The organism is Streptomyces sp. NPDC019937 (assembly GCF_040631655.1).
In the GTDB taxonomy this organism is placed as follows: Bacteria; Actinomycetota; Actinomycetes; order Streptomycetales; family Streptomycetaceae; genus Streptomyces.
Window position 1 is genome coordinate 1 of record NZ_JBEYAL010000036.1, and the last position, 18868, is coordinate 18868.

Annotated in this window: 18 protein-coding genes; 11 read left to right on the forward strand and 7 right to left on the reverse strand. The window is 71.5% G+C overall.

Going from position 1 to position 18868, the window contains the following annotated elements; all coding sequences use genetic code 11:
- Window positions 1-132: 132 nt before the first annotated feature.
- From ABZ562_RS30505 to ABZ562_RS30520, 4 genes are all read right to left on the reverse strand, one after another.
- Window positions 133-1068 carry an amino acid ABC transporter permease gene (locus ABZ562_RS30505; RefSeq protein ID WP_361485695.1) on the reverse strand — a complete coding sequence of 312 codons (936 nt, stop codon included), beginning with the start codon at window positions 1066-1068 and terminating at the stop codon, window positions 133-135.
- Window positions 1065-1712, reverse strand: coding sequence for an amino acid ABC transporter permease (locus ABZ562_RS30510; RefSeq protein ID WP_361485697.1), 648 nt, complete (start codon window positions 1710-1712; stop codon window positions 1065-1067). The genes ABZ562_RS30505 and ABZ562_RS30510 overlap by 4 nt, the downstream gene beginning before the upstream one ends.
- A gap of 84 nt (window positions 1713-1796) precedes the next feature.
- Window positions 1797-2705 carry a glutamate ABC transporter substrate-binding protein gene (locus ABZ562_RS30515; protein ID WP_361485699.1) on the reverse strand — a complete coding sequence of 303 codons (909 nt, stop codon included), beginning with the start codon at window positions 2703-2705 and terminating at the stop codon, window positions 1797-1799.
- Window positions 2706-2769: 64 nt separating this feature from the next.
- Complete coding sequence (locus tag ABZ562_RS30520) at window positions 2770-3546, reverse strand: amino acid ABC transporter ATP-binding protein (RefSeq protein WP_361485701.1); 777 nt, start codon at window positions 3544-3546, stop codon at window positions 2770-2772.
- A 297-nt stretch (window positions 3547-3843) separates the two neighbouring features.
- Between ABZ562_RS30520 and ABZ562_RS30525 the strand changes: the two genes are divergently transcribed.
- Window positions 3844-4572, forward strand: a complete 729-nt coding sequence (locus tag ABZ562_RS30525) for a response regulator transcription factor (RefSeq protein WP_361485812.1) — start codon at window positions 3844-3846, stop codon at window positions 4570-4572.
- A gap of 18 nt (window positions 4573-4590) precedes the next feature.
- Window positions 4591-5997, forward strand: a complete 1407-nt coding sequence (locus ABZ562_RS30530) for a HAMP domain-containing sensor histidine kinase (RefSeq protein ID WP_361485703.1) — start codon at window positions 4591-4593, stop codon at window positions 5995-5997.
- Between the two features lie 21 nt (window positions 5998-6018).
- Here ABZ562_RS30530 and ABZ562_RS30535 read toward each other — a convergent pair whose 3' ends face one another.
- The gene (locus tag ABZ562_RS30535; protein ID WP_361485705.1) at window positions 6019-7008 is read right to left on the reverse strand and encodes a TAXI family TRAP transporter solute-binding subunit; all 990 of its coding nucleotides are present in this window, start codon (window positions 7006-7008) and stop codon (window positions 6019-6021) included.
- Window positions 7009-7086: 78 nt separating this feature from the next.
- Here ABZ562_RS30535 and miaB point away from each other — a divergent pair, with 78 nt between their 5' ends.
- The 3 genes from miaB (at window position 7087) to ABZ562_RS30550 (ending at window position 9721) form a co-directional block, all read left to right on the forward strand.
- A complete protein-coding gene (gene miaB / locus ABZ562_RS30540) occupies window positions 7087-8577 on the forward strand; it encodes a tRNA (N6-isopentenyl adenosine(37)-C2)-methylthiotransferase MiaB (RefSeq protein ID WP_361485707.1) in 1491 nt (496 codons plus the stop codon).
- A 102-nt stretch (window positions 8578-8679) separates the two neighbouring features.
- Window positions 8680-8940, forward strand: a complete 261-nt coding sequence (locus ABZ562_RS30545; RefSeq protein WP_361485709.1) for a hypothetical protein — start codon at window positions 8680-8682, stop codon at window positions 8938-8940.
- Between the two features lie 10 nt (window positions 8941-8950).
- Complete coding sequence (locus ABZ562_RS30550) at window positions 8951-9721, forward strand: class III extradiol dioxygenase subunit B-like domain-containing protein (protein ID WP_361485711.1); 771 nt, start codon at window positions 8951-8953, stop codon at window positions 9719-9721.
- A gap of 162 nt (window positions 9722-9883) precedes the next feature.
- Here the strand turns inward: ABZ562_RS30550 and ABZ562_RS30555 are convergent, their stop codons facing one another.
- Window positions 9884-10144 carry an antitoxin gene (locus ABZ562_RS30555; RefSeq protein ID WP_361485712.1) on the reverse strand — a complete coding sequence of 87 codons (261 nt, stop codon included), beginning with the start codon at window positions 10142-10144 and terminating at the stop codon, window positions 9884-9886.
- Between the two features lie 25 nt (window positions 10145-10169).
- A complete protein-coding gene (locus ABZ562_RS30560; RefSeq protein ID WP_361485714.1) occupies window positions 10170-10412 on the reverse strand; it encodes a hypothetical protein in 243 nt (80 codons plus the stop codon).
- Between the two features lie 183 nt (window positions 10413-10595).
- On the opposite strand from ABZ562_RS30560, the gene miaA reads away from it, so the two are divergent.
- The 6 genes from miaA (at window position 10596) to hflX (ending at window position 18797) form a co-directional block, all read left to right on the forward strand.
- Window positions 10596-11534 carry a tRNA (adenosine(37)-N6)-dimethylallyltransferase MiaA gene (miaA, locus tag ABZ562_RS30565; protein WP_361485716.1) on the forward strand — a complete coding sequence of 313 codons (939 nt, stop codon included), beginning with the start codon at window positions 10596-10598 and terminating at the stop codon, window positions 11532-11534.
- A 103-nt stretch (window positions 11535-11637) separates the two neighbouring features.
- Window positions 11638-12147, forward strand: a complete 510-nt coding sequence (locus tag ABZ562_RS30570; RefSeq protein ID WP_361485814.1) for a hypothetical protein — start codon at window positions 11638-11640, stop codon at window positions 12145-12147.
- 63 nt (window positions 12148-12210) lie between these two features.
- On the forward strand, window positions 12211-13128 hold the full coding sequence (gene dapF, locus ABZ562_RS30575; protein WP_361485718.1) for a diaminopimelate epimerase: 918 nt from the start codon (window positions 12211-12213) through the stop codon (window positions 13126-13128).
- Window positions 13129-13263: 135 nt separating this feature from the next.
- A complete protein-coding gene (locus tag ABZ562_RS30580) occupies window positions 13264-15465 on the forward strand; it encodes an HD domain-containing protein (protein WP_361485720.1) in 2202 nt (733 codons plus the stop codon).
- Between the two features lie 66 nt (window positions 15466-15531).
- Window positions 15532-17175, forward strand: coding sequence for a M1 family metallopeptidase (locus tag ABZ562_RS30585; protein ID WP_361485722.1), 1644 nt, complete (start codon window positions 15532-15534; stop codon window positions 17173-17175).
- Window positions 17176-17294: 119 nt separating this feature from the next.
- Window positions 17295-18797 (forward strand): GTPase HflX, encoded by a 1503-nt coding sequence (hflX, locus tag ABZ562_RS30590; protein WP_361485724.1) that lies wholly within the window; start codon window positions 17295-17297, stop codon window positions 18795-18797.
- Window positions 18798-18868 lie beyond the last annotated feature (71 nt).

Here is an 18868-nt window from a genome sequence, read left to right on the forward strand (position 1 = left end):
CCGTCACTTCCGTATAGTGCATTTTCAACCCGGGTGCCCTAACAAACAACCCTTCACCCCGACTGCGTGTCCCCGCTACACGGGGCGCGGGGGGGGGGCGCGCGCCCCACCGCCCGTCAGGACCCGCTTGCCTCAGCCGGTCTTGCCGGCCGGCTGCTCCGGCGCGGGCTGATCCACGGTGTCGAGCGCGTCGACGGCCGCGAGCGGCTGGGCGGCGTCCGCGACCGGGATGCCGGTCTTGGCGCGCCGGCCGCGCCGTTCGATCCAGGTGGCCAGGGAGGAGAGGGCGAGACACATCGCGATGTAGATGGTGCCACCGACGATGATCACCGGGACGTAGGGATTGTCGTCGTTGACGACGATGTTCCCGGCGAGCTGCTGGAGCTGGAACAGCAGTTCCTGGTAGGTGATGACGTAGCCGAGCGAGGTGTCCTTCAGGGTCACCACGAGCTGGCTGATGATGGTCGGGAGCATCGCCCGGACGGCCTGCGGGATCAGGACCGTCGTCATGACCTGGGTCTTGCTCATGCCGAGGGCGTAGGCGGCCTCGCTCTGCCCGCGGGGCACCGAGTTGATGCCCGCCCGCAACACCTCGGCCTGCACCGAGCCGTTGTAGACGGTCAGCCCGACGACCAGCGCCCAGAAGCCGGTGCTGTCGCCGGTGAGGCCCAGGTCGGAGCGGTAGGTGAGGAGGAGCACCCACAGCATGTAGATGGTGATCAGCAGCGGGATGGCGCGGAACAGCTCGATGAATCCGGTCGCGGCCCAGCGCACGGGCTTGTGGTCCGAGAGCCGGGCGACCGCGAGTACGACGCCCAGGGCCAGCGAGAGCACCGACGCCACGGCGAACACCTGGAGAGTGGTGAGCACGCCGTCACGGATGCTGGTCCGCACGCCCGCGTAGTTGAAGATCTCCCACATCTCCGGCGCGAACTGCCCCTTGGCGTTCAGCCGCAGGACGACGAAGACGATCAGGCCGAGGACGGCGAGGGTGCCGATGACCGAGTAGACGCGGTTACGGATACGGGCCTTGGGGCCGGGCGCGTCGTACAGGACGCTCGCGCTCATCGGGCCACCTCCAGACGGCTCTCCAGCAGTCGGAAGGCACCGCTGATGGTGAAGGTGATGACGAGGTAGCACAGGGCGATCCACAGGAAGGTCCACCCGATCGCGAAGCCCTTGTCGGTGAGCAGCTTCGAGATGTTGAACAGTTCGGCGTTGCTGAAGGCGCCCGCGATGGCCGTGTTCTTCGTCAGAGCGATGAAGATGCTGCTCATGGGAGGGATCACGGTCCGGGTGGCCTGCGGAAGGACGATCATCCGCAGCGTCTGGGCGAAGGTCATGCCCAGGCTGCGGGCGGCCTCGGCCTGGCCGAGCGGCACGGTGTTGATACCGGACCGCACGGCCTCGCAGACGAAGGACGACGTGTAGCAGCTCAGCGCCAGCATCGCGAGAACGAACGGACTCGTTCCCGGGAAGAAGATCTGCGGGACCACGAAGAAGGCGATCAGGAAGAGCAGGGTCAGCGGGGTATTGCGCAACAGGGTGACCCATGCCGTGCCGAAGGCGCGCAGCGGCGGAATGGGGGACACCCGGAAGCCGGCCATGATGATGCCCAGAACGAGGGCGAGCGCCGCACTGGCCGCCGTGAGGGCGAGGGTTCCGAGGAACCCCTCACGGAACTGGGGCAAATGATCGAGGAGTACGTTCATCGATTCTCCGCGGTAGCGGTCGGGTCAGCGGCGTGCGGAGCGCACCGGCTTCACGGGTGAACGGGGTACCGGGGCCGGACCCGCTCAGTAGCGGGGCAGCGGGGTCTTCGGCGCGACGTAGGAGGAGCCGGACTTGCCGAGCGTGCCTTCGTACGCCTTCTTGTAGTCGCCGTTCTTGATGTGCTTCTCGAGCGAGTCGGTGATCGCGTCGCGCAGCACCTTGTCGTTCTTGTTCATCCCGACGCCGTACGGCTCCTCGGTGAACGGCTTGCCGACCAGCTTGAGCTTGGAGGGGCGCTGGGCCGCGTAGCCCTTGAGGATCGCGTCGTCGGTGGTGACCGCGTCGACCTGGCCGTCGAGGAGCTGCTTGACGCAGAGCGAGTACTTGCTCAGCTCGGTGGTCTCGGCGCCGTACTTCGGCTTCTTGATCTCCTGGAGCGGAGTGGAGCCGACGATCGAGCAGACCTTCTTGCCCTTGACGCTGTCCGGGCCGGTGATGCCCTTCTCGTCCTTGCGGACCAGCAGGTCGGCGCCCGCCTGGTAGTACGGGCCCGCGAAGCCGACCTGCTTCTTGCGCTCGTCGTTGATCGTGTAGGTGCCGACGTAGTAGTCGACCTGGCCCTTGGAGATGGAGGTCTCGCGGACGTTGGTGTCGACCGTCTTCCAGGTGATCTTGTCCGCGGAGAAGCCGAGGTCGGCGGCGATCATCTTGGCGATCTCGATGTCGAAGCCGGAGCGCTTGCCATCGGTGTCCTCGAAGCCCAGGAAGGGCTGGTCGGCCTTGGCACCGATGACGACCTTGCCACGCTTCTGCGCCGCCTTCAGGGCCGGCGAGTCCAGCTTCACGTCCTTGGCGACCGTGTACGAGCCCTCATAGAGCTCGCCGCCCTTCGGCTTGTCGCCGGCGGTGCCCTTCTCGCCGCCACAGGCGGTCGCCGTCACCGCCAGCGCGAGTGCCACCGCTGCGGCCGCTGCCGTGTTACGCATCCTCATGGTGCTGCCCCATCCTTGGTTCCGTACGTCTTCGCGAACGTGGTGACTGTCCTGGCCGCATGGCTCAGTGGTGGAGGATCTTCGAGAGGAAGTCCTTGGCCCGGTCGCTGCGCGGGTTGTTGAAGAACTGGTCCGGCTCGGCTTCTTCGACGATCCGGCCGTCCGCCATGAAGACCACCCGGTTCGCCGCGGAGCGCGCGAAGCCCATCTCGTGGGTGACGACGACCATCGTCATGCCGTCCCGGGCGAGCTGCTGCATCACTTCCAGCACCTCGTTGATCATCTCCGGGTCGAGCGCGGAGGTGGGCTCGTCGAAGAGCATCACCTTCGGGTCCATGGCCAGCGCGCGGGCGATGGCCACGCGCTGCTGCTGGCCGCCGGAGAGCTGGGCGGGGTACTTGTCCGCCTGGGCGCCGACGCCCACCCGGTCGAGCAGCTTGCGTGCCTTGTCCTCGGCGGCCTTCTTGTCCGCCTTGCGGACCTTGATCTGGCCCAGCATCACGTTCTCGAGCACTGTCTTGTGCGCGAAGAGGTTGAAGGACTGGAAGACCATGCCGACGTCCGCGCGCAGACGGGCCAGCTCCCGGCCCTCCTGGGGCAGCGGCTTGCCGTCGATGGTGATGGATCCGGCGTCGATGGTCTCCAGCCGGTTGATCGTGCGACACAGTGTGGACTTGCCGGAACCCGACGGCCCGATGACGACGACCACTTCGCCGCGGGATATGGTCAGGTCGATGTCCTGGAGGACATGCAGCGCGCCGAAGTGCTTATTTACTCCGGACAGCGCGACCAACGCGTTCGCCACTGGTGCGGCGTCCTTGGTCACCGATACTTCGCTCATTCGGCTTTCCGCTCCCGTCCTCCTTGGTTGGGAGGACATTAATGAGCTGTCACGATCAGCGTCATTACATCTGAGCGGAAATTGAGGATAACGATCTGGCTTCGGCTCGCCACTCTGCGTAAAGGCCCGCCGGGGACGTCGTACCGGCTGCATAACGGAAACCTTCCTGTGACTGTATGCGTCTTGACGCATGGGCGTGGATCGGAGTGGATTCCCTGGGGCCGTGTCTTCGGTCACGTTCGGGCCGCGCGCGGCAGAAGGCGCGCACCCATGAGAGGGAAGGTGGAGGAGGGGCTGGTGAGGCTGCTGCTCGTCGAGGACGACAACCATGTCGCCGCGGCTCTGACCGCGGTGCTGTCCCGGCACGGCTTCGACATCACCCACGCCCGCAGCGGCGAGGAGGCATTGCGGGCGCTGCTGCCCGGTGCGGGCGCGCCCTTCGGCGTCGTGCTCCTCGACCTCGGCCTGCCGGACCAGGACGGTTTCGAGGTGTGCGGCCGGATCCGCAAGCTCACCGCGACGCCCGTGATCATGGTGACGGCGCGGGCGGACGTACGGTCCCGCATACACGGGCTCAACCTCGGCGCCGACGACTACGTGGTCAAGCCGTACGACATGATGGAGCTGCTCGCCCGCATCCACGCCGTCAGCAGGCGCACCCTCCCGGCCGACTCCGGCGCCGGAGGCGGGGGCGCGGCCGGCGCCGAGGAGGGCGGGGACGGCCCGCAGCCGCCGCTGCGGCTCGGTCCGGTCACCATCGAACTGCCCACCCGCCAGGTCTCGGTCGACGGCGCGACGATCTCGCTCACCCGCAAGGAGTTCGACCTGCTCGCACTGCTCGCCCAGCGCCCCGGCGTGGTCTTCCGACGTGAGCAGATCATCAGCGAGGTGTGGCGCACCAGTTGGGAGGGGACCGGGCGCACCCTGGAGGTGCACATCGCCTCGCTCCGCTCCAAGCTGCACATGCCCGCCCTGATCGAGACGGTCCGGGGCGTGGGCTACCGTCTCGTCGCCCCGGCCGGCTGAGCGGCCAGGGCTGCCCGCGTGCGCACTCGTCTCCTCCCGCTGCTGATCGTCCTCATGGCGGGCGTACTGCTCGCACTCGGCTTCCCGCTCGCCGTGAGCCTGGCCGCCCGTGAACAGCAGCGCGTGGTCGTCGACCGGATCGACGACACGGCCCGCTTCGCCGCGCTCGCCCAGTTCGTGACCGCCGGTCCGACGGCCGTGGCGAGCGAGGAGGGCAACGAGCGGCTCCATACGCTGAGTTCGGAACTCACCCGCTACCACGACCTGTACGGCATCCGGGCCGGGGTGTTCTACCGGGACGGCCTGCGCATGGCCAAGGCACCGGCCGACTGGCGGCTGCCCCGGAACGGAAACGGCGCCGAGGCCTTCGATGAGGCCCTGGCCGGGCGCCGCAGCCACGATCCGCCGCAGGTGTGGCCCTGGCAGGAGGGCAGGCTCACCGTCGCGTCCCCCGTCGTCCGGGACGGGGACGTGGTGGCCGTCGTCGTGACCGACTCGCCCACCGGCCGGATGCGCTCGCGCATCCTGCACGGCTGGCTGGTCATCGCGGGAGGGGAGTGCGCCGCGATGCTGCTCGCGGTGGGGGCGGCGTTCCGCCTCACCGGCTGGGTGCTGCGGCCGGTACGCATCCTGGACACCGCCACGCACGACATCGCGACCGGGCGTATGCAGTCGCGGGTCGCGGCCGCCTCGGGCCCGCCGGAGCTGCGCCGGCTGGCCCGCTCGTTCAACGAGATGGCCGACAACGTCGAGGAGGTCCTGGAGCAGCAGCGGGCCTTCGTCGCCGACGCCTCCCACCAGCTGCGCAACCCGCTCTCCGCACTGCTGCTGCGCATCGAGCTGCTGGGTCTCGAACTGCCCGAGGGCCATGAGGAGATCGCCTCGGTGCGCACCGAGGGCAAACGCCTGGCCCGCGTCCTGGACGACCTGCTCGACCTCGCCCTGGCCGAGCACACCGCGGCCGACCTGCGGCTGACCGACATCGCCGCACTGGCCGCCGACCGGGTGGACGCCTGGCTTCCGGTCGCCGCCCGCGAGGAGGTCGGTCTCGCCTATACGGGCCCCTCGGCCATCACCGGCTGGGCCGATCCGATCGCCCTGTCCAGCGCGCTGGACGCGGTCGTCGACAACGCGCTGAAGTTCACGCCCCCGGAGTCGCACGTCGAGGTCTCGGCGCGGGCCGACGGCGAGACCATCGCCCTGACCGTCGCCGACGGCGGCCCCGGCCTCACCGAGGACGAGCTGGCCCGGATCGGCGACCGCTTCTGGCGCAGCAACCGGCACCAGAACGTCTCGGGTTCCGGACTGGGCCTGTCCATCTCCCGGGCGCTGCTCATGGCGGGCGGCGCCACCATCGCCTACGCGCCCAACGAGCCCCGCGGACTGCGCGTCACCATCACCGTGCCGCGCGACAAACCGCAGTGAGGCGGCCGCGCCGCCGGGGCCTCAGGGCTTCTCCGAGCGGTAGTAGCGCGCGGCGCCCTGGTGCAGCGGCAGCGGATCGGTGAAAACGGCCGTCCGCAGGTCCACCTTCTGCGCGGCGTGCACCCTCGCCCCGATGCGGTCCCGGTTCTCTATCACCGTGCGGGTGACGCCCTTCGCCAGCTCCGGATCCACCCGGTCCGTGGTGACCAGGAGATTCGGTACCGCGATCGTCTTCACGTCATCCGGCTGGCGTATCTCCTGGTACGCGTCGGCGGGCACCGTCGCCGCCCGGTAGTAGCGCGTCACCCCGCCCTGCCGGTGCAGCGGTCCGGTGAGGTCGCCGAGCTGGACCAGCCGGATCGGATACTCCCGGGCCAGGGTGCGCACCGCGGTGGTCGGCAGGCCGCCCGACCAGAAGAAGGCGTCCAGCTTCCCCTTCCGCAGCAGGGCCGGCATCTTGTCGATACCGGAGCGCACGGCCGTGATGTCCTTGTCGAAGCTCAGCCCCGCCGCCTTGATCAGCCCCCGCGTGATCAGCTGCACGCCCGAGCCGTCGTCCCCGACGCCGACCCGCAGGCCCCGCAGGTCCCGCGCCGAGCGCACCTTCGAGCCGCGCGGCACGACCAGCTGCATGTAGTCGTCGTACAGCCGCGCGCAGGCACGCAGCCGCCCGGCGCCCTTGCCGTGGTAGGCGGCGACGGCGTCGGTGGCGGCGATGGCGAAGGTGGCCCGGCCCCGGGCCAGCCGCTCCACGTTGTCGGGCGACCCCCGGGTCTCCAGGAGGCTGACATCCAGATCGGGCAGGTCACGGGAGAGGTCCCGCTTCAGCATCTCGCCGTAGGTCTGGTAGACCCCGGTGGACACCCCCGTCGCGAAGGTCACCTTCCCCCGGGGCTTCTCCTCGCCGCCGACCGGCAGGAGCCACCACAGCAGCAGCGCGAGGACGACCAGGCCCGCCGCGGCGGACTGCAGGGCGCGGCGCCGGTCCGGGCGCGGAAGTTGGACGGCCATGGGCAGGATCCTGCCAGGACCCGTCCCGGGAAGGGAGGGGCGGGGGAGCGGGACGAACACGTACCCTGGTCGATTGAGATGAGTGCGAAGACTTACGAGGTGCGCACCTACGGGTGCCAGATGAACGTCCACGACTCCGAGCGCCTGTCCGGCCTGCTGGAAGGCGCCGGTTATGTCCGTGCGCCCGAAGGCACCGGTGAGGGTGAGGCTGACATCGTCGTCTTCAACACCTGCGCGGTGCGCGAGAACGCCGACAACCGGCTGTACGGCAATCTCGGCAGGCTCGCACCGATCAAGGCGCGGCGCCCTGGCATGCAGATCGCCGTGGGCGGATGCCTGGCCCAGAAGGACCGCGACACCATCGTCAAGAAGGCCCCCTGGGTCGACGTCGTCTTCGGCACCCACAACATCGGCAGCCTGCCGGTGCTGCTGGAGCGCGCCCGGGTCCAGGAGGAGGCCCAGGTGGAGATCGCCGAGTCCCTCGAGGCGTTCCCCTCCACCCTTCCGACCCGGCGCGAGTCCGCGTACGCCGCGTGGGTCTCCATCTCCGTCGGCTGCAACAACACCTGCACGTTCTGCATCGTCCCCGCGCTGCGCGGCAAGGAGAAGGACCGCCGCCCGGGCGACATCCTCGCCGAGGTGGAAGCGCTGGTCGCCGAGGGCGTCACCGAGATCACCCTGCTCGGCCAGAACGTGAACGCGTACGGCTCCGACATCGGCGACCGCGAGGCGTTCAGCAAGCTGCTGCGCGCCTGCGGAAAGGTGGAGGGGCTGGAGCGGGTCCGGTTCACCTCCCCCCATCCGCGCGACTTCACGGACGACGTCATCGCCGCCATGGCGGAGACGGAGAACGTGATGCCGCAGCTGCACATGCCGCTGCAGTCCGGCTCGGACACCGTGCTGAAGGCGATGCGCCGCTCGTACCGGCAGGAGCGCTTCCTCGGCATCATCGAGAAGGTGCGCGCCGCGATGCCGGACGCCGCCATCTCGACCGACATCATCGTCGGCTTCCCCGGCGAGACCGACGAGGACTTCGAGCAGACGCTGCACGTGGTGCGCGAGGCGCGGTTCGCCCAGGCGTTCACCTTCCAGTACTCCAAGCGGCCCGGGACGCCCGCCGCCGAGATGGACGGGCAGCTGCCGAAGGCGGTCGTCCAGGAGCGGTACGAGCGGCTGGTCGCCCTCCAGGAGGAGATCTCCTGGGAGGAGAACAAGAAGCAGGTGGGCCGCACGCTGGAGGTGCTCGTCGCCGAGGGCGAGGGCCGCAAGGACGACGCCACCCGGCGGCTGTCCGGCCGCGCCCCCGACAACCGCCTGGTGCACTTCGCTCGGCCCGAGGAGCCGGTGCGCCCCGGTGACGTCGTCACCGTCGACATCACCTACGCCGCACCCCACCACCTGCTGGCCGAGGGCCCGGCGCGGGGCGTCCGGCGCACGCGCGCGGGCGATGCCTGGGAGCGGCGGAACACGGCCGAGGAGAAGAAGCCGGCGGGCGTGATGCTGGGGCTGCCCACCATCGGCGCCCCGGCTCCCGCCCCGGTGCCCGCGGCGGGCTGCGGCTGCGACTGACGAGCGGCGGGTGACGCGCGGCGAGCGCGGCGCCGCACAGGACCGACGGGGGACGGGATTACGACGTGGTGGGGCCTGCTGGTCGAGGACTACCTCCAGATCATGGGCCCGGGGGCCCGTAACCACTCGATCACGGCGCTGGGGCATGTCCGGGGGACCCGTGAGGAGGCGCTGGAGGCCCTGCGCGAGCGCGCGCTGCGGTACGAGCCCCGGCACCCGGTGAACCCCTACCGGAAGCTGGTGTACCGGGACGGGGACGTCTTCCTGATGGTCCTGGAGGCCGCGACCGGCAACTACTGCTACCGGTTCAGGGTGGCCGAGCTGCTGTGGGACTCCGCGCCCCGCCCTGAGCCCGCCGGATAAGCTGGCGATCATGCTGATCGCCGCCGCCGTCTGTCCGTGTCCGCCGCTGCTGGTGCCCGAGCTGGCCGCGGGAGCGGCCCCCGAGCTGGACTCGCTGCGCGCGGCGTGTCTGGACGCGGTCGCGGCGCTCGCGGCGGCCCGCCCGGAGCGGCTGATCGTGGCCGGTCCGGCGGAGCACTCCGGGCGCGGGTCCCACCCGCAGGGCGCGACCGGATCCTTCAGCGGATTCGGCGTGGACGTGGAGGTACGGCTCGGGGGCGCGGCGCCCGCGTCGGCGCCGGGGGCGGACCGGGGCGGTGAGACCGGGACTCGTGAGGCCGGGGACGCGGTGACCGGGCGGCCGCTGCCGCCGTCGCTGGCGGTCGGCGCCTGGCTGCTGGAGCGCGCGGGATGGGACGTTTCGCCCGTCGAGGGGCTGGGGGTGGGGGAACCTCTCGCGGCCGAGCGGTGTATCGAAGTCGGAAGGAAGCTCGCCGCGTCGGCGGAGCGGGTCGGGCTGCTGGTCATGGGTGACGGCAGCGCGTGCCGGACGCTGAAGGCGCCGGGCTATCTCGACGAGCGTGCGGCCGCGTTCGACGCCGAGGTGGCGCGGGCGCTGGCGGCGGCCGACACCGCGGCCCTCGCCGCGCTCGACGAGGAGCTGGCCCACGAGCTGAAGGCCGCGGGCCGCGCCCCGCTGCAGGTGCTCGCGGGGGCGGCCGAAGGGGTGGGGCTGAAGGGGGAGTTGCGGTATGACGAGGCGCCATACGGCGTGGGGTATTTCGTGGCCCGCTGGGCGTAGGGCGGGCATCGCCCGGCGCGGGCGCCGCACAAGGGCGCCCCGGGGCGAACCGCTGCCGGAGCGTCGAGACGTGCGGTGGCGAGACGTGCGGTGGCGGGGTGCGGGGGCGCGGGACCGCCGCGGCCGCGAGGCATCCGCTTCGCGGCCGCGTACCGGCGGGGATCAGGCGCTGTCGCCGCCCTGGTCCTTGCCCTCGGTCCGGTTGCGGTCCTCGTTCCGGTGGGAGAGGCGGCTGAGGGCGTCCTTCGCCTTGCCCGTGCCAGTCTCGATCTTCGCGCTGTACTTGCCCTTGGTCCTGGTGTCGACCGTCTTGGCGGCCTTGTCGAGGCCCCGCCCGATCCGGGCCTCGTGCTGCTGGGCGAAGCTGCCGGCCCGGTCCTTCATGAGACCGGCCTTGGCCTTGAGATTGTCCATCAGGCCCATGGGCCACCTTCCCTTGTCGGATCCCTTATGCGCGGGCGTCCTCACCGGCCTCGCTGTCCGCCGACTCGGCCGCGGACTGCTGCTTGGGGATCGTCGCCGCCTCACCCGTCGCGGGCTCCTCCTCGCTCCCCTCCGGCTCCGCTTCGGCGGCGGGCTCGGGGGCCGGTGCCGCCGTCACGGCGTCGGCCGCGGTCTGCTCGGATGACGCCTCTTCGGTCGGACGACTCGTCTCCTTCGACGCACGACGAAACCTGGAAAACACGCCCATATCTACTCCATAGCCTACTCGTGTGGGCGAAATCCCGTGCCGCTCGGAGCGTCCCATTGCGCCGCTCGCGGGGACCGGTTTCCCGAACCGGTCCTCGGAACCTCGCAACTGGCAACGACCGCGAGCCTCCCCCGTCACGTCGCTCGTTCGAGGAGGCGCCCCGGGGTTTGCGAGACTGGGCGGGTGAATACAGCAGGCCATCCGCCGCGAGTCATCGCCGTCGTCGGCCCCACCGCGGCCGGCAAGTCCGATCTGGGCGTCGCACTCGCCCGGCACCTCGACGGCGAGGTCGTCAACGCCGACTCCATGCAGCTCTACCGGGGCATGGACATCGGCACCGCCAAACTGACGGAAGAGGAGCGGCAGGGCGTGCCGCACCGTCTGCTCGGCATCTGGGACGTCACCCAGACGGCCAGCGTCGCCGAATACCAGCGACTGGCCCGCGCCGAGATGGACCGGCTGCTCGCCGAGGGACGTACGCCGATCCTGGTCGGCGGCTCTGGCCTGTACATCCGCGGGGCCATCGACGCGCTCGACTTCCCGGGCACCGACCCCGCCGTGCGGGCCAGGCTCGAGGCCGAACTGGCGGAGCTGGGCCCGGGGGCCCTGCACGCCCGGCTGGCGGCCGCCGACCCCGAGGCGGGCCGGGCGATCCTGCCCAGCAACGGCCGGCGGGTGGTGCGGGCGCTGGAGGTCATCGAGATCACCGGCCGGCCCTTCACCGCCAACCTCCCCGGTCACGAGGCGGTCTACGACACCCTCCAGATCGGCGTGGACGTCGAGCGGCCCGAGCTGGACGAGCGGATCACCGTGCGCGTGGACCGGATGTGGGAGGCCGGGCTGGTGGACGAGGTCAGCCGGCTCGAAGCGGCCGGGCTGCGGGAGGGGCGTACGGCCTCCCGGGCCCTCGGGTATCAGCAGGTGCTCGCCGCCCTCGCCGGAGAGTGCACGCAGGACGAGGCGCGGGCCGAGACCGTGCGCGCCACCAAGCGGTTCGCGCGCCGTCAGGACTCCTGGTTCCGCCGCGATCCGCGGGTCCACTGGCTCAGCGGAGCGGCGGCGGACCGGAGAGAACTCCTGAGTAACGCGCTCGCGTTGGTTGAACGGGCGGTCACAGCCTGATCACGTGATGGCATCGGGACGCTCCGCTCGTCATGGAGGCCCCCGCGGGCATGCCATCATCAAGCTCCGATCGTGGTGTCTGGAGTTGGGAGGGCGCGTGGCGATGGAGGCCGGCCCTCGCAACGCATCGCAGCAAGCAGCGCGGGACTCGCCGCAGGGCGAGCCCGGGCCGCTGACCCCTGACGGCCCCGATGAGGTGCCCGCGCTCCCCGAGCTGTTGGGCCCGGCCCTCGACGAGGCGGAGGAGCTGGGAGAGCCGGGCGAGCCGGGCTCCGGGGAGTCCTTCCGCGAGCTGCGCCCGCCGCGCCGGATGCGGATCTGGCAGATCGCGCCGATCGTCGGCCTCGCCATCCTCGGCTCGCTGATGTTCGCCTTCCCGCTCGCCTTCGAGTTCGGCGACGGAGGCGCGGTCGTGGCCATGCTGGGCCTGCTGCTGAGCTGCTGCGCGGCGGGCTGGGGCCTGATGGCCGCCCGCCGGGTGGGCTACACGTGGCCCGGCCTGCCGCCCCGGGGTTCCGGCCGCCGCCCGGACTGGCGCTTCGTGGTGCTCTACGTGGTGATCGTGGTGCTGCTCGCGACCCTCACCTTCTGGCGCGTGGCCCGCCTGCGCTAGGGGCCTCCCCGTGCCCGTACCGCGCGGAGCGACGGCCCGTGCGGCGCGCCGTAGGATCGAGGGATGAGCAACGCGCCCCGGCTGCGGTTCCTGAAGGGCCACGGCACCGAGAACGACTTCGTCATCGTCCCCGACCCGGACGGTCGGCTGGAGCTGTCCGCCGCCGCCGTCGCCCGGATCTGCGACCGCCGCGCCGGTGTCGGCGGCGACGGGCTGATCCGCGTCGTGCGGTCGTCGGCCCACCCCGAGGCGCGGGCCATGGCCGCCGAGGCCGAGTGGTTCATGGACTACCGCAACGGTGACGGCAGCATCGCCGAGATGTGCGGAAACGGCGTCCGGGTGTTCGCCCGGTATCTGCGGCGGGCGGGGCTCGTCGAGGAGGGCGATCTGACGATCGCGACCCGGGCCGGACTGCGGCACATCCACATCGCCAAGGCCGCCGGGGAGCCCGAGGGCACCTCGGACGGAGGCGCGATCACCGTCGGCATGGGCAAGGCCGTGCTGCCCGAGCCCGGCCCCGACGGCGGTATCACCGTGGCGGTCGGCGACCGGACCTGGTCCGCCCGCAACGTGAACATGGGCAACCCGCACGCGGTCGCCTTCGTCGACGACCTCGCCCAGGCCGGGGACCTGTTCACGGCCCCCGCCGTCCACCCCGCCTCCGCGTACCCGGACGGCGTCAACGTCGAGTTCGTCGTCGACCGCGGGCCGCGGCACGTGGCGATGCGCGTGCACGAGCGCGGCTCCGGCGAGACCCGTTCCTGCGGGACCGGCGCCTGCGCCGTCATGGTGGCCGCCGCCCGCCGCGACGGGGCCGACCCCGGCGTCACCGGTCGGCCCGTCACATACACGGTGGACGTGCCCGGTGGGCGACTTGTGATCAGCGAGCGGCCGGACGGTACGGTGGAGATGACGGGCCCTGCCGTGATCGTCGCCGAGGGGGAGCTTGATCCCGTATGGCTGGACACGGCCCTCGACTGACTCGTCCCTCTCATGGGTGATCCGTTTCACTCTGGGCGAGAGCCGGTCGGCCGTGCGTGGTGGGCTCGATAGCATCAAGCACCGGCCCGGGGGAGTGCCCACGCCGGTTGACGCTCGACGCCGCCGGAGGTGCCCATGAGCGCAGAGGCCCCAGATCAAGCCGCTCTCGGCCGCAGGCGCGGCCTCCCCCGCATCGATCTGCGCAATATCCGCAGATTCGGCCGGGCCGCGCTGCTGGGACCGGCCTCACGGGACCGGCTGCCGGACGCGATCGAACACGTCGCGAAGGTGCACCGCGCCTACCACCCCGGCGCCGATCTGGACGTGCTGCGCAAGGCGTACGTCCTCGCCGAGTCCTCCCACCGCGGCCAGATGCGCAAGAGCGGCGAGCCGTACATCACGCATCCGCTCGCCGTCACGCTCATCCTCGCCGAACTGGGCGCCGAGACCACCACCTTGACCGCGTCCCTGCTCCACGACACGGTCGAGGACACCGAGGTGACGCTCGACCAGGTGGGGGAGGAGTTCGGCGAGGAGGTGCGCTATCTCGTCGACGGCGTCACCAAGTTGGAGAAGGTCGACTACGGGGCGGCGGCCGAGCCCGAGACGTTCCGCAAGATGCTCGTCGCCACCGGCAACGACGTCCGGGTGATGTCGATCAAGCTCGCCGACCGGCTGCACAACATGCGCACCCTCGGCGTGATGCGCCCCGAGAAACAGGTCCGCATCGCCAAGGTCACCCGCGACGTTCTGATCCCGCTGGCCGAACGGCTCGGCGTGCAGGCGCTCAAGACCGAGCTGGAGGACCTGGTCTTCGCGATCCTCCACCCCGAGGAGTACGCCCGCACCCGGGAGCTGCTCCAGGCCCACGCCGGCCGCCCCGACCCGCTCGCCCGCGCCGCCGAGGACGTACGGGCGGTGCTGCAGGAGGCGGGCATCACCGCCGAAGTCCTGGTGCGCCCGCGCCACTTCGTCTCCGTGCACCGCGCCGGGATCAAGCGCGGCGAGCTGACCGGATCCGACCTCGGGCGGCTTCTGGTCCTCGTCGCCGAGGACGCCGACTGTTACGCGGTCCTCGGCGAGCTGCACACCTGTTTCACCCCGGTGATCTCGGAGTTCAAGGACTTCATCGCCGTCCCCAAGTTCAACCTTTACCAGTCGCTGCACACGGCCGTGGCCGGGCGGACGGGCGAGGTCGCCGAAGTCCTCATCCGCACCCACCAGATGCACCGGGTCGCCGAAGCCGGGGTGATCGCCCTCGGCAATCCGTACGCCCCGACCGAGACGGCCGCCGCGCCCGAGGGCGAGCGGGCCGACCCCACCCGCCCCGGCTGGCTGTCCCGGCTGCTCGAATGGCAGAGCGCCACCCCCGACCCCGACATCTTCTGGACCGCGCTGCGCGACGACCTCGCCCAGGACCGGGAGATCACCGTCTTCCGGTCCGACGGCGGCACCCTGGGCCTGCCCGCGGGCGCGAGCTGCGTGGACGCCGCGTACGCCCAGTACGGCGAGGACGCCCACTCCTGTATCGGCGCCAGGGTCAACGGGCGGATCGCGACGCTCAGCACCGTGCTGTGCGACGGCGACACGCTCCAACTGCTCATGGCGGGTGACGCGGCGTCGTCCGGGCCGTCACCGGAATGGCTCGACCACGCCCGTACCCCGGCCGCGCGCATCGCCATCAACCGCTGGCTGGCCGCCCATCCGGCCGACCCGGCGCACGAGCCGCCGCAGGGCGAGGCGCCCGGCGCCGAGCACCTGCACGCTCCCGCGGAGCCGGAGCGGACCGAGCCGGGGGAGGCCGGACCGGACGACTCCGGGCCGGACGACGCCGCGCTGCCCGTGGCCCCCGTCGGCCGCCCGGAGGCGGGCATCGTCGTCGACCTGCCCGGTGTGATCGTACGGCTGGCCCGGTGCTGCACCCCCGTACCGCCGGACGCGATCACCGGCTTCGCGGTGCGCGGCGGCGCCGTCACCGTCCACCGCGAGCGGTGCCCCGCCGTGGCGCGGATGACCGCGGCCGGCCGGGCCCGGGTGGGGGTCCGCTGGTCGGAGGAGTACGACGGGGACGGGGGCGACTACCGGGTCACCCTCTTCGCGGAGGCGTTCAGCAGGCCCCATCTGCTCGCGGACCTCACCGAGGCCATCGCCGCAGAGGGCGCCGAGGTGGTCGCCGCCGCCGTCGAACCGCCGCGTGAGCAGCGGGTCCGCCATACGTACACGCTCCAGCTGTCCGACGCGGGCCGGCTGCCGACGCTGATGCGGGCCATGCGCGACGTCCCCGGGGTCTACGACGTGACCCGGGAGGGCCGCCGCGTGGCGACCGCCCGTTCCTGAACTCCTTCGGGTGGATCGGGCCCGGGTCGGACTGCGCCCCCGCCCGGGCGCTGGTAGCCGTAAGGCATGACGCATTCTCCGGGCCCCCGCCCCGGTCCCCTCCCGCGGAGGGGGCGCCGCAGGACCGCCCTCGTGGCCGTCGCCCTGGCCGCCGTGCTCGCCTCGGTCGGCCCATCCTCCGCCGCCGGGCCGGTCGGCGTAACGGGCCCGCGGCCGCTCGGCATCGGCGACCCGCTCTATCCGCGGCTCGGCAACCCCGGGTACGACGTCACGGCGTACGACATCGCCCTGGACTACCGTCGCCCGGACCGGCCGCTGGACGCCGTCACCACCATCGACGCCCGCGCCACCGCCGGATTGCGCACCCTCAATCTGGACTTCGCCCAGGGCACCGTGCGCTCCGTACAGGTGGACGGCGCGCCCGCCGCGTTCGTCACCGCGGACGAGGACCTGGTCATCACCCCGCGCACCAGGATCGAGCGGGGCGCGGGCTTCCGGGTCACCGTCCGGCACACCAGCGACCCGGGGGACGGCGCGAGCGGCGGCTGGGTCCGCACCCGGGACGGGCTGGCCATGGCCAACCAGGCCGACGCCGCCCACCGGGTCTTCCCGTGCAACGACCATCCGTCCGACAAGGCGCGTTTCACCTTCCGGGTCACCGCGCCGAAGAACCTCACGGTCGTCGCCGGCGGTCTTCCGGACGGGCGCGTCCGCGACGGGGCGCGCACCACCTGGTCGTACCGCCTGGCCCACCCCATGGCCACCGAGCTGGCGCAGGTCTCGATCGGCCGTTCCGCCGTGCTCCACCGCACCGGCCCGCACGGGCTGCCGGTGCGCGACGTGGTGCCCGCCGCGGAACGCAGGAAGCTCGAGAAGTGGCTCGCGCGCACTCCGGGTCAGCTGAGCTGGATGGAGAAGAAGGTCGGACCGTATCCCTTCGAGGACTACGGCGTGCTGATCTCCCACGCCACCACGGGCTTCGAGCTGGAGACCCAGACGCTCTCGCTCTTCGAACGCGGTCTCTTCACCGATGACGAGTTCCCGCGGTGGTACGTGGAGTCGATCATGCTGCACGAGCTGGCGCACCAGTGGTTCGGCGACAGCGTCAGCCCGCGCCGCTGGTCCGATCTGTGGCTCAACGAGGGCCACGCCACCTGGTACGAGGCGCTGTACGCGCAGCAGTACGGCAAGGCGAGCCTGGACCGCCGGATGCGGCTGGCCTACGAGCAGTCCGACGCGTGGCGCGCCGCCGGAGGGCCACCCGCCGCGCCCAGGCCCGCCGAGCCCGGCAAGCAGATCGGGCTCTTCCGGCCGGTCGTCTACGACGGCAGCGCCCTGATCCTGTACGCGCTGCGGCAGCGGATCGGCCCGGCGGACTTCGAGCGGCTGGAGCGGCAGTGGGTGGTCCGCCACCGTGACGGCGTGGCCTCGACCGCCGACTTCGTCCGGCTCGCCTCGGAGGTGGCGGGCCGCGATCTGAACGGCTTCCTGCACCCCTGGCTGTACGGGGAGAAGACGCCGAAGATGCCCGGGCACCCCGACTGGAAGACCGCCCCGGCCCCGGCCCCGGACGCGAAGCCGGGGGCCAAGGCGGGTGCCCAACAAGGGACGAAACCGGGCACCAAGACGGGCACCAAGACGGGCGCCGGGCCCGGGGCCCACTCCGCCCCGCACGGCCCGGCGGCGCGCCGGAGCGCGAAACCCGAGTGACGGCCCTGCCGCCGCGTGCGACCATCGAGGGGTCGGCGTCGCCGCCGGAGCGGTGGGGAATCCCACGGGCCCCTCGTGCGTTGTCGACAGTGACGATGTCCCTCGACGTAAGGATTCCTTTGACCCACTCCTCTTCCCTTCCGCAGGACCGGCAGCGCCTCGCCGAGAGCCTTCGGGCCGACGCCCTGATGGAAGAGGACGTCGCCTGGAGTCACGAGATCGACGGGGAGCGTGACGGCGACCAGTACGACCGCTCCGACCGCGCCGCGCTGCGGCGTGTGGCGGGACTCTCCACCGAGCTCGAGGACGTCACCGAGGTCGAGTACCGGCAGCTGCGCCTGGAGCGCGTGGTGCTGGTCGGCGTCTGGACGTCCGGCACGGTGCACGACGCGGAGAACTCCCTGGCGGAGCTGGCCGCGCTCGCGGAGACCGCGGGCGCCTTGGTGCTCGACGGCGTCATCCAGCGCCGCAACAAGCCCGACCCGGCGACGTACATCGGCTCCGGCAAGGCCGAGGAACTGCGCGATGTCGTGATCGAGACCGGTGCCGACACCGTCGTGTGCGACGGTGAGCTGAGCCCCGGCCAGCTGATCCATCTCGAGGACGTCGTCAAGGTCAAGGTGGTCGACCGCACCGCCCTGATCCTCGACATCTTCGCCCAGCACGCCAAGTCCCGCGAGGGCAAGGCGCAGGTCTCGCTCGCCCAGATGCAGTACATGCTGCCGCGGCTGCGCGGCTGGGGTCAGTCGCTGTCCCGGCAGATGGGTGGCGGTGGCTCCGGATCGTCGGGCGGCGGTATGGCCACCCGTGGTCCCGGTGAGACCAAGATCGAGACGGACCGGCGCCGCATCCGCGAGAAGATGGCGAAGATGCGCCGTGAGATCGCCGAGATGAAGACCGGCCGCGACATCAAGCGGCAGGAGCGCAGGCGCCACAAGGTCCCCTCGGTCGCCATCGCCGGGTACACCAACGCGGGCAAGTCCTCGCTGCTCAACCGGCTCACCGGCGCGGGCGTGCTGGTGGAGAACGCGCTGTTCGCCACCCTGGACCCGACCGTGCGCCGGGCCGAGACGCCCAGCGGGCGGCTGTACACGCTGGCGGACACCGTCGGCTTCGTCCGCCATCTGCCGCACCACCTGGTCGAGGCGTTCCGTTCCACCATGGAGGAGGTCGGCGACGCCGATCTGATCCTCCATGTGGTGGACGGCTCGCATCCGGCGCCGGAGGAGCAACTGGCCGCGGTGCGCGAGGTGATCCGTGACGTGGGCGCGGTCGACGTGCCCGAGATCGTGGTCATCAACAAGGCGGACAAGGCCGATCCGCTCGTGCTGCAGCGGCTGCTGCGCATGGAGCGGCGCGCGATGGCCGTCTCCGCCCGCTCCGGGCAGGGCATCGACGAACTGCTCGCGGTGATCGATGACGAGCTGCCCCGGCCGCAGGTCGAGATCGAGGTCCTGGTGCCGTACACCGACGGCAAGCTGGTCGCGCGGACGCACGCCGACGGCGAGGTGATCTCCGAGGAGCACACCCCGGAGGGCACTCTGCTCAAGGCGCGGGTGCACGAGGAGTTGGCAGCCGAGCTACGGCGGTTCGTACCGGCCGCGGCGGGCACGCGGCAGTAGAACGCAACGGCGCACGCACGGCGAAGGCCCGCCCCCATCCCGGGGGCGGGCCTTCGCCGTTGCCGACCGCG

Bases quoted from the DNA above. Each gene is read 5' to 3' on its own strand.
- ABZ562_RS30520 (WP_361485701.1), bottom strand. From the start codon at position 3,546: ATGAGCGAAGTATCGGTGACCAAGGACGCCGCACCAGTGGCGAACGCG.
- ABZ562_RS30560 (WP_361485714.1), bottom strand. From the start codon at position 10,412: ATGGGCGTGTTTTCCAGGTTTCGTCGTGCGTCGAAGGAGACGAGTCGT.
- ABZ562_RS30510 (WP_361485697.1), bottom strand. From the start codon at position 1,712: ATGAACGTACTCCTCGATCATTTGCCCCAGTTCCGTGAGGGGTTCCTC.
- ABZ562_RS30570 (WP_361485814.1), top strand. From the start codon at position 11,638: ATGGAGGCCGGCCCTCGCAACGCATCGCAGCAAGCAGCGCGGGACTCG.
- ABZ562_RS30505 (WP_361485695.1), bottom strand. From the start codon at position 1,068: ATGAGCGCGAGCGTCCTGTACGACGCGCCCGGCCCCAAGGCCCGTATC.
- dapF (WP_361485718.1), top strand. From the start codon at position 12,211: ATGAGCAACGCGCCCCGGCTGCGGTTCCTGAAGGGCCACGGCACCGAG.
- ABZ562_RS30550 (WP_361485711.1), top strand. From the start codon at position 8,951: ATGCTGATCGCCGCCGCCGTCTGTCCGTGTCCGCCGCTGCTGGTGCCC.
- ABZ562_RS30585 (WP_361485722.1), top strand. From the start codon at position 15,532: ATGACGCATTCTCCGGGCCCCCGCCCCGGTCCCCTCCCGCGGAGGGGG.
- ABZ562_RS30555 (WP_361485712.1), bottom strand. From the start codon at position 10,144: ATGGGCCTGATGGACAATCTCAAGGCCAAGGCCGGTCTCATGAAGGAC.
- ABZ562_RS30515 (WP_361485699.1), bottom strand. From the start codon at position 2,705: ATGAGGATGCGTAACACGGCAGCGGCCGCAGCGGTGGCACTCGCGCTG.
- ABZ562_RS30545 (WP_361485709.1), top strand. From the start codon at position 8,680: ATGGGCCCGGGGGCCCGTAACCACTCGATCACGGCGCTGGGGCATGTC.
- ABZ562_RS30535 (WP_361485705.1), bottom strand. From the start codon at position 7,008: ATGGCCGTCCAACTTCCGCGCCCGGACCGGCGCCGCGCCCTGCAGTCC.
- miaB (WP_361485707.1), top strand. From the start codon at position 7,087: ATGAGTGCGAAGACTTACGAGGTGCGCACCTACGGGTGCCAGATGAAC.
- ABZ562_RS30580 (WP_361485720.1), top strand. From the start codon at position 13,264: ATGAGCGCAGAGGCCCCAGATCAAGCCGCTCTCGGCCGCAGGCGCGGC.